This is a genomic window from Roseitalea sp. (genome assembly GCF_984466335.1).
Genome location: NZ_CFIFWG010000033.1, coordinates 1 through 9,126, shown reverse-complemented (window position 1 = coordinate 9,126; position 9,126 = coordinate 1). Strand labels below are relative to the sequence as shown.

The following is a 9,126-nucleotide window of genomic DNA, read 5'->3' as shown; positions in this document are numbered from 1 at the left end:
AATTTTGCAGCAGGAAGCGCGAATGCTGCAACCAGGCGATGATGCGGCTCGCCGTGTTCGGCAGATCATAGGTGGGCTCGTGCAACCGTCTGCCATGGACGGCAATCCAGTCATCGATCAACACCCGTGCCTGCGCCGAGGCGAGGTCGGTTCCGGCATGCGAAAGATGCCGAAGCCATCGAAACCCGTGCAGCCCGGCGTGCCAGGCAGCCGAAGGCGGCTCCACGGCGAACGGCGACCGGCTGCCCGATTCCACCGTCCGCCCGGCAAACGAGAACCGGCCCTGGTAGAAGTCGCGTGCGATCAGAGGGTCGCCCGGCCGCAGGCAGGATGGTGACAGAAGGATGCGGGACGGGACGGGACCGACCAGCCGCCAATTGCTGACGGAGCCGGCCTGCAACCAGTAGCGGAAGCGCTCCCAAAACAGGCCCAGGCTGATTCCCACATATCCTGGCTGCGTGTTCCAGCGAGACCCTGTCACGGCGCTTGCTCTTATTCCCCATCGAATCAAGACAATAGCCGCAATGCCGGGCAAAGCCAAACCAGCGCCTGCGGGGTTTCAGGCATTCCGCCGGAACCGGGCGGCGAAGAATCCGTCAAGTCCGCCCAGCGCTTCATCGCCGCCCGGCGCGGGCAGATCGGCCGGCGTCGTGCGCACCCAGCCCTGGGCGGTGATGCATCCCTCGATCCCGGGAACCTCCCGAGGCCGGACCGCATCGATCGCGAAGCGGCGATGGCCGGCCAGGAACGCGCGCGCGATGTCCTCGCCCTCGCGCGGATCGAGCGAGCAGTTCGAGAAGATCAGCACGCCGCCCGGCGCAACCAGTTCGGCCGCCTTGTCGAGCATGCGCGCCTGAAGGCCGGCCAGCTTGACGATCTCGGCGTCGGTCTTGGTCCATGGCACGTCCGGATGCCGCCGCACCGTGCCGGTCGACGAGCAGGGCGCATCGAGCAGCACGCCGTCGAACGGGGCGTCCGGCGTAAAGTCGAACAGGCTCGTCTCCACGGCCTCGCAGCGATCGAAAAGGCCCAGACGCGCCATGTTGGCCTTCAGGCGCTTGAGGCGGTTGGCCGATGCATCGATCGCCGTGACCCGCGCGCCCCGGGCGACCAGTTGCGCCGTCTTGCCGCCCGGCGCCGCGCAAAGGTCGGCGATCCGCTTGCCGTCGACGCCGCCGAACAGCCGCGCGGGGATCGCCGCGGCGGCGTCCTGAACCCACAAGGCGCCATCGGCGAAGCCGGGCAGGCCGGCCACGTCGGCGTTCGCCCTGAGGCGCAGCGAGCCCGTCGGCAGCGCAACCGCGTCGAGCTGCCGGGCCCGGCGCGCCACATTGCCGGCGCTCTCATCGGCGAGCGTCAGGTCGATCGGCGCAACGCGGCGATGGGCGGCCTGGATCGATTCGGCCGTCTTTCGGCCATAGACCTTCTCAAGCCTGTCGGCGAACCAGTCCGGCGCGCGCGCCGGGCTCCTGGCGATGCGTGCGGCAATCTTCTCGCGGTCGCGGGCCGCGCGCCGGCACAGCGCATTGACCAGGCCCGCAAAGCGCCGGTTGCGCGGATCGGCACGGGCGGCGCTGACCGCAAGGTCCGCCGCCGAATGGTCGGGCACGTCGAGAAACAGGATCTGCGCCAGCGCGACATGGATGGTTGCGCGCAGGGAGGCCGCGCCCGACGGCAGCGGCCGCTCGGTGAAGCGCGCGATGAGCGCCTCAAGATCGCCACGGTGGCGCAGGGCGGCCATCAGGATCGCGCGGACCAGGGAACGATCGCGGTCGCCGAGCGCAAGATAGTGCGGGTGGCCATGCGCATCGTCGGTCAGCGCGTCCATCGGCGCGCGCGATTCGACGATGGCGCTCAGAAGCCGCCTTGCGGCCTGCCGGGCGGCAAGGCCGGGCTTGGCCGGCTCGTCGGCGGGCGGCTTGCCGCCGCGCTGCCGCGCGGTCCGGGCGGCGGCGCTCAACCCCAGGGTCCACGCTCGCCGCTGTCCGCGCGACCCCAGCGCCTTGCCTTTCCGGTGCCCGGCACGCCGGACGTGCGCCGCCGCGCGGGGGAGGGTGGCGGGGGTGCGCCGGCACCGGCCATCGCCATCAGCGCATCGATGCGGTTTTGCGTGTCCGGATGGGTCGAGAACAGATTGTCGGCCCGCTGGCCGTTGAGCGGGTTGATGATGAACATGTGCGCCGTCGCCGGGTTCCGCTCGGCCGCCTCGTTGACAGAGCGCCCGGCGGCCCGGGCGATCTTGACGAGCGCGCTCGCCAGCCAGTCCGGTCGGCCGCAGATCTCCGCGCCGCGCCGGTCGGCGGCATATTCGCGCGTGCGGCTTATCGCCATCTGCACGACCATCGCCGCGAACGGCGCGACGATCATCGCGATCAGCACGCCGATCAGCCCGATCGGGTTGTTGCCGCGCCCGGAGCCGAAGAACAGCGCGAAATTGCCGAGCATCGAGATGGCTCCGGCAAGCGTCGCCGTGATCGTCATGATCAGCGTGTCGCGGTTCTGGATGTGCGCCAGTTCGTGCGCCATCACGCCGGCGACCTCCTCGGGCGTCAGCCGGTCGAGCAGGCCCGTGGTGGCCGCGACCGCGGCGTTTTCGGGATTGCGGCCGGTGGCGAACGCGTTGGGCTGGTCCTGCTCTATGATGTAGACCCGCGGCATCGGAAGGCCCGCATTGGCGGCCAGATCGCGCACCATGCCGTAATATTCGGGCGCGTTCTTCTCGTCGACCGCGACCGCGCCATGCATGCGCAACACCATCTTGTCGGCGTTCCAATAGGAAAACACGTTCATCGCAAGGGCGATGACGAGGGCGATCATCATTCCGCCCGTGCCGCCGATCAGATAGCCGACGCCCATGAAAAGGGCCGTCATGAAGGCGATCAGCATGGCGGTCTTGACCATGTTCATCCGTTCATCTCCGCAATTGCGTGTAAGGGCCTGCGGATCGCTGGACCGGCGGCCCGCCGCTCCCATATAGATGGATGAACGGCCACCTCTTTTCAATGTCGGCCGCAACGGGAACGCCGCCATGACGGACACGGGCAAGGACGGTCACGAGACCGAAACGGAACCGCCGGCCGGGGACCGCCCGGAGCCCTCGCGCCGCTTCGAGGACCTGCCGGCGGCTGCCCAGCGCGCGCTCAGGGAGGCCGAGGCGCGCCGCGCCGAACAGGACGGCAAGCAGGCCGCCTCGCCAAGGGAGGTCGGCGGGCGCGGTGGACGCGATCCGGCGCGCTATGGCGACTGGGAGGTCAAGGGCATCGCCGTCGACTTCTGAGCGGCCGGCCGGGGCTCCGCCTGGAGCCTGCTGGGGCCTGACGCCGATCGACGGCGCTCACCGGCTCGCCGTTGCCGTGGCCGGGCCGATCGGCGTCTGATCATGGGCGGGTGCCCTCTCAGGGCTGGACGAAAAGACGCGTGCGCGGGCCGATCCGGGCCAGCAGCCATTCGAGATCGGGCCGGCCGAGCGCGATGCAGCCCTCGGTGGGCGCGATGCCGGGCCGGGCCAGATGCATGAAGATCGCCGATCCGCGATGGCGCGCCCGGCCGCGCGGCGCCATGTTCCAGTCGAGCACGACGCAGATGTCGTAGAGGCGGTCCTTGCGCCATAACCGTTCATGGGAAGCGGCAAACGGCAGCCGGACTGGCCCGTTGTAGGCGGGGTGGCCGGGCGCGTCGCACCAGCCGTCATCGACGGCGATCGGCGACAGGGCCAGCGCCGAGGCGGGCCGGGAGCCCCGATCGGGCCGCCAGTAGCCCCAAAGCGGGCGCATCACGGTCCCGGCGGGGGTGGCGCCGTCGCCCTCGCGCTTGAAGGCAGACGGACCGGCATGGCCCAGCGCGCAGCGCAGCACCCGGCCGCCGGCGGCGAGAAGGCCCGTGCGGCGATCACCGGGCTTTCGGCGTATCTTGATTGTCGCAAGCATGTTTGCCGACCTGTTCACGGCGCCTTGACGCGCGCGACACGCAAAGTTGAGCATTTGTTGAGATCATGATTGCCATTATGATGTCAAAAGCCCCGCCCATGAACCCTGGGCCGGTCCGAACGAAGCGGAGCGGCCGAACAACCGGAGCTGAACGATGACGACGCGAACGCTGCTGCTGGTCGATGACGATGACGATCTGCGCGAGGTGCTGGTCGAGCAGCTCTCGCTTTACGAGGAGTTTGACGTTTTGCAGGCCGCAGGCGCGACCAAGGGCATCGAGGCCGCGCGCGGCGCGATGATCGATCTGGTCGTCATGGATGTCGGGCTGCCCGACATGGACGGCCGCGAGGCGGTCAAGATCCTGCGCAAGGGCGGCTTCAAGGCGCCGATCATCATGCTCACGGGCCACGACACCGATTCGGACACGATCCTGGGCCTTGAGGCGGGCGCCAACGACTATGTCACCAAACCGTTCAAGTTCGCCGTGCTTCTGGCGCGCATCCGCGCCCAGTTGCGCCAGCACGAGCAGAGCGAGGACGCCACATTTTCCGTGGGACCCTACACGTTCACGCCCAGCCAGAAGATGTTGCTTGACGGCAACGGCCGCAAGATCCGGCTGACCGAGAAGGAAGCCTCGATCATCAAGTATCTTTATCGCAGCGGCGCCCAGGTGGTCACGCGCGATACGCTGCTCGAAGAGGTGTGGGGCTACAATTCGGGCGTGACGACGCACACGCTTGAGACCCACGTCTACCGTCTGCGCCAGAAGATCGAGGCCGACCCGTCCAACGCGGCGATCCTGGTCACCGAAAGCGGCGGCTACAAGCTGGTGCCTTAAGACCTCTTCGCGGCAGCCCGTTTCGGGCGCGCCGCATGCCGTCCGCATGCCGCCTCGCGCGGGCCGGCCGGCGTGCTTTCCAATTGCGTGGCCGTCATGTAACAGCAGCGCGGGCACGCAAGACAATCGGGCGCGGGCGGATCGGTGACCCTCAGTGACGACATAGCCGCCTTGTCGGCGGCGCAGATTTTCGACGAACTGTCCGCCGAGCAATTGCGCCTTCTGGCCTTTGGCGCCGAACGCTTGCAGTTCGCGGCGGGGCGCACGATCTATCATCAGGGCGAACGGGCCGACTGCGGGTTCGTCGTCGACCATGGGATCGTCGAACTCGTGCGGGACGGCTCACGCGGCGACCCCAGACGGCATCCGGTCGGCCCGGGGACCATTCTGGGCCAGATCGCCCTGATCACCGAGACCAGCTGGATGACTTCGGCGCGCGCCAAGACCGACACCAAGGTGCTGCGAATAAGCCGGTCGCTGTTCCGGCGGATGCTTGCGGAGTATCCCGAAACGGCCCTCGCCATCCACGCACAGCTCGCCGATGACCTGAAACGGCTGATGGAGCGAATCGGGCGAATCGAACCGGGCTTCCGCGACGGGCCCGGTTTCTAGATCGTTTCCCGTGAACGCCGATTTGCGGGAAACGCTCCATCTCTTTGATTATGGGCATGTTGCCGCAAGCCGCATTCACTTTTCGGGCACATGCTCCAGCGGGGCGGTATTCGTCGGGGCGCCTTTGGTTGCCGCCGGTCGCCTGCCTTTACGGCGCACAAAGGGGCCGGAACGTGAAGCGGTGGACGCGCGCGACCCCGCCCATATCGGCGATGGCCGCGCGGTGCCGCCGCGACCCATATCCCTTGTGACCGGAAAATCCATATTCGGAATGCGCCCGGCAGAGGACGGCGAGCATCCGGTCCCGCGTGACCTTGGCCACGATCGAGGCGGCGGCGATCGAGGCCGACCGGGCATCGCCCCTGACGACGGCGTGGGCGCGGAGCGGGGCCGCCAGGCCATCGGGCGTGTCGCGACCGTCGAACAGCGCCCCGTCCGCCGGGATCGCGAGCGCCTCGACACAGGCGCGCATCGCCCTCAGCGTCGCCTTGCGGATGTCGGTTCGGTCGATCGTCTCGGCGCTGGAGGCGGCGATGCCGACCGCGCGCGCGTGCGCCATGATCGCATCGAACAGCACCTCGCGCCGCCGGGCCGTCAACGCCTTGGAATCGGCCAGACCTTCGATCGGGGCTGCCTCGTCGAGCACGATGGCGGCGGCGACGACCGGTCCGGCCAGCGGGCCGCGCCCCGCTTCGTCGACGCCGGCGACACACAGGCACCCTTCACTGGCCAGGGCGCGTTCGAGCGCCATGTCCGGCAGGGTCGGCGCGGGCGCCAGGGAAGGCGAGGAACCGGCGGGGGGAGGGGCCATGGCACGGCCATCCCACGCGCGCCCGCTCTGCGCAAGCCCCACGCCGCAGCTTCGGCCTTTGGCGTCACAGCAGCGTGAGCTGCTCGGCCGCCGGCCTCGGCTTGAGGAACAGGTCCGTGCGCAGGGGCTTGCCGCGTGCCGAAAGGCCCAGCCGCTTGCGGGCGATTTCCATGCGCCGCGCGATCTGCCAGGCGTACGGCCCGGTGCCGCTCATCCGCTTGCCCCAATCCGAATCATAGTCCTTGCCCCCGCGCATCGAGCGCACCAGGCCCATCACGTGCCGGTAGCGCTCCGGATAGTGGCGCAAGAGCCATTCCTTGAAGACCGGCGCGACTTCGAGCGGCAGGCGCAGCAGGACATAGCCGGCCTGCCCGGCGCCCATCGCGGCGGCCGCATTGAGGACCCGCTCGATCTCGTGATCGTTCAGCCCGGGAATGATCGGCGCGACCATGACCGAGGTCGGCACGCCCGCCGCCGACAGCGCCCTGATCGCTTCGAGCCGCCTGGTCGGGGTGGATGCGCGCGGCTCCATCGTCCGCGCCAGCATCCGGTCCATCGTCGTCACCGACAGGGCGACCCGGACCAGCCCCTTTTCGGCCATACGCCCGAGAATATCGGCATCGCGCACGACCAGAGCCGACTTGGTGACGATGCCGACCGGATGATTGTGGCGCTCCAGAACCTCAAGGATCGCCCGCATCAGCAAATGCTCGCGCTCAATCGGCTGGTAGGGATCGGTGTTGGTGCCGATGGCGATCGTCCTGGGTTCGTAGCCTTGGCGCGTGATCTCCTTTTCAAGAAGGCGGGCCGCGTCCGGCTTGACGAACAGGCGCGATTCGAAATCGACGCCCGCCGACAGGCCCGCATAGGCGTGTGTCGGCCGGGCAAAGCAGTAGACGCAGCCATGCTCGCAGCCGCGATAGGGATTGACCGACCGGTCAAAGGAGATGTCGGGCGACCGGTTGCGCGTGATGATCGTACGCGCCTTTTCGATCTGCACCTCCGTCTTGAAGGGCGGCAGATCCTCAAGGCTTCTCCAGCCATCGTCGACATCGACGCGGGCCAGCGCCTCGAACCGCCCGGCCGGGTTGATCGCGCTTGCCCGGCCCCGCACCCGCCCCTGCTGGAGCCGTATCCCCGATGCATCGATATGCCGGTTGGCCGCCGCCGCGTTCAGGCCGTCGGCGAGACGATCGGCTTCCGCGATCGCGTCCATGGCGCGCTCCCTTCACTTCGGCGGCTTCTGGCGACTATATTCCTATCTCAAAAGCCAGAACAATAAAAGAACAAAATCACGATCTTTTGCGTTGCGCCGCAACATCGGCTAGGCGACCGCCATGCTCACCGTGATCATTCCGACGCGCGATGACGAGGATCGGCTGGCCCGCATGCTGCCCGGCCTGGTGCGGCACGCGGTCAGCGGGGCGATCGTCGAGGTGATCGTCGTCGACCGGGGCTCGACGGACGAAACGGTGCGCGTGGCGCAGGTCGCCGGCTGCACCCTTGTCGATGCCGGGGCGGTGGATGTGCCGGCGCTTGCCGCGATGGCGCGGGGCGGCTGGCTTCTCGTCCTTCAGGCGGGCGCGCGCCCGGTCGGCGACTGGCTCGATTCGGTCAGGGCCCATCTCGACGGAGGTGCGCCGGCGGGTGCGGCCCGGTTTCGCCTTGCGCGCGATCCCGGCGTTCCCTGGTGGCGGCGCCTTGCGCCCGTTGGCGGTGCGGGGGGCCCTTTCGGCAGGGGATTTCTGATCTCGCGCGGCCAGGCGGCGGCCCTCGGGCGGCCCGGCATGGCGCTCGCCGACCTGCCGCGCGGGGTCGCGGCGCGGACCCTGCCGGCGGCCCTTATTCCCCCTTCGGCCTGACGGTATCAGGCCGACCCGCCGCCCGCGCGCCGCAGGTGCTCGTCAAGGCGCGGCATGATTTCGACGAAGTTGCACGGCATGTGGCGATAGTCGAGCTGCCACTTCAGGATGCCGTCCCAGCCATCCTTGCAGGCGCCGGGCGAGCCGGGCAGGACGAACACGAATGTGGTGCCGATCAGGCCGGCCGTCGCCCGCGACTGGATGGTCGAACTGCCGATCTTGTCGAACGAGATGCGGTGGAACAGGTGGCTGAAGCCGTCCATGCGCTTGTCGAACATGGGTTCGAGCGTGTCGGGCGTCACGTCGCGTCCGGTGAAACCGGTGCCGCCGGTCGTGATGATGATGTCGACGCCCGCATCGGCGCTCCACCGCTTCACCTGCGCGCCGATGCGGGCGGGCTCGTCGGGGACGATCGCATAGCCGGCAAGCGCGTGTCCGGCCGCCTCGATGCGGCCGGTCAGCGTGCGGCCCGACTTGTCCTCGCCGGCACTGCGGGTATCGGAAACGGTCATCACGGCGATGTTCAGCGCGATGAACGGCCGGCTTTCGTCAAGCCTGGACATGGAACGCTCCCTTCCCGGCCGGCGGTTCGCATTTCGGGTTGAGAAGCGTTGCCAGAACCCACCAGTCGCCATGGTCCGCCGCGAGCGCGCGCGCAGCGGCATGGGCTTCGCTCATCGCGGCGTAAAGGCCAAAGCAGGTCGCGCCCGATCCGGACATGCGGGCCAGCAGGGCGCCGGTACCGGCGATCGCATCGAGCACGTGGCCGATCACGGGTGCAAGCTGCCGCGCGGGCATCTCCAGGTCGGCGCGCGTTTCATCGGCGAGCCACCGGGCCAGCGTCTCCGGCGCGTCCAAACCCTCCTCCGGCAAGGGGGGCATCGGCGCGTTCGCCCGGTTCCCGAGCGCGCCGAAGACGGCCGGCGTCGACATCGCGACGGACGGATTGACGAGCACGGCCGGCAGCGGCGGCAGGCCGCCGATCAGGGTCAGGTCCTCGCCGATCCCGCGCGCGGTCAAGGCGCGGTGGCCGCCCAGACCTTTGCGCAAGAAGGCGCGTCCCTGGTGATCAGCGAT

At 68.9% G+C, this 9,126-nt stretch carries 10 protein-coding genes and 2 pseudogenes; 4 read left to right on the top strand and 8 right to left on the bottom strand.

Features of this window, described 5'->3' with window-relative positions:
* The 3 genes and pseudogenes from AC5E6L_RS04935 to htpX all read right to left on the bottom strand — a co-directional run.
* A pseudogene (locus tag AC5E6L_RS04935) lies at window positions 1–481 on the bottom strand (heparinase II/III family protein); the annotation flags it as partial.
* Window positions 482–559: 78 nt separating this feature from the next.
* On the bottom strand, window positions 560–1,966 hold the full coding sequence (locus tag AC5E6L_RS04930) for an RsmB/NOP family class I SAM-dependent RNA methyltransferase (RefSeq protein WP_491230013.1): 1,407 nt from the start codon (window positions 1,964–1,966) through the stop codon (window positions 560–562).
* Complete coding sequence (htpX, locus tag AC5E6L_RS04925) at window positions 1,957–2,907, bottom strand: zinc metalloprotease HtpX (RefSeq protein ID WP_491230014.1); 951 nt, start codon at window positions 2,905–2,907, stop codon at window positions 1,957–1,959. The genes AC5E6L_RS04930 and htpX overlap by 10 nt, the downstream gene beginning before the upstream one ends.
* Before the next feature lie 121 nt (window positions 2,908–3,028).
* Here htpX and AC5E6L_RS04920 point away from each other — a divergent pair, with 121 nt between their 5' ends.
* Window positions 3,029–3,277, top strand: coding sequence for a DUF1674 domain-containing protein (locus AC5E6L_RS04920; RefSeq protein WP_491771654.1), 249 nt, complete (start codon window positions 3,029–3,031; stop codon window positions 3,275–3,277).
* 118 nt (window positions 3,278–3,395) lie between these two features.
* On the opposite strand, the gene AC5E6L_RS04915 is transcribed toward AC5E6L_RS04920, so the two are convergent.
* Complete coding sequence (locus AC5E6L_RS04915) at window positions 3,396–3,926, bottom strand: L,D-transpeptidase family protein (protein WP_491771652.1); 531 nt, start codon at window positions 3,924–3,926, stop codon at window positions 3,396–3,398.
* 154 nt (window positions 3,927–4,080) lie between these two features.
* Between AC5E6L_RS04915 and AC5E6L_RS04910 the strand changes: the two genes are divergently transcribed.
* Both AC5E6L_RS04910 and AC5E6L_RS04905 read left to right on the top strand, forming a co-directional pair.
* Window positions 4,081–4,764: a response regulator transcription factor gene (locus tag AC5E6L_RS04910; protein ID WP_491229118.1), complete on the top strand. Its 684-nt coding sequence runs from the start codon at window positions 4,081–4,083 to the stop codon at window positions 4,762–4,764.
* Between the two features lie 144 nt (window positions 4,765–4,908).
* Window positions 4,909–5,376: a cyclic nucleotide-binding domain-containing protein gene (locus AC5E6L_RS04905; RefSeq protein WP_491229117.1), complete on the top strand. Its 468-nt coding sequence runs from the start codon at window positions 4,909–4,911 to the stop codon at window positions 5,374–5,376.
* A 148-nt stretch (window positions 5,377–5,524) separates the two neighbouring features.
* Here the strand turns inward: AC5E6L_RS04905 and rnhB are convergent, their stop codons facing one another.
* Together rnhB and AC5E6L_RS04895 are read right to left on the bottom strand one after the other, a co-directional pair.
* Window positions 5,525–6,187 (bottom strand): ribonuclease HII, encoded by a 663-nt coding sequence (gene rnhB / locus AC5E6L_RS04900; protein ID WP_491229116.1) that lies wholly within the window; start codon window positions 6,185–6,187, stop codon window positions 5,525–5,527.
* 64 nt (window positions 6,188–6,251) lie between these two features.
* Window positions 6,252–7,403 (bottom strand): PA0069 family radical SAM protein, encoded by a 1,152-nt coding sequence (locus tag AC5E6L_RS04895; RefSeq protein WP_491771649.1) that lies wholly within the window; start codon window positions 7,401–7,403, stop codon window positions 6,252–6,254.
* Window positions 7,404–7,524: 121 nt separating this feature from the next.
* Between AC5E6L_RS04895 and AC5E6L_RS04890 the strand changes: the two genes are divergently transcribed.
* On the top strand, window positions 7,525–8,049 hold the full coding sequence (locus AC5E6L_RS04890) for a glycosyltransferase (protein WP_491771647.1): 525 nt from the start codon (window positions 7,525–7,527) through the stop codon (window positions 8,047–8,049).
* A 5-nt stretch (window positions 8,050–8,054) separates the two neighbouring features.
* Here AC5E6L_RS04890 and moaB read toward each other — a convergent pair whose 3' ends face one another.
* A complete protein-coding gene (gene moaB, locus AC5E6L_RS04885; protein WP_491229113.1) occupies window positions 8,055–8,612 on the bottom strand; it encodes a molybdenum cofactor biosynthesis protein B in 558 nt (185 codons plus the stop codon).
* Window positions 8,599–9,126: pseudogene (locus tag AC5E6L_RS04880) on the bottom strand (hypothetical protein); the annotation flags it as partial. The pseudogene AC5E6L_RS04880 and the gene moaB, both read right to left, overlap by 14 nt.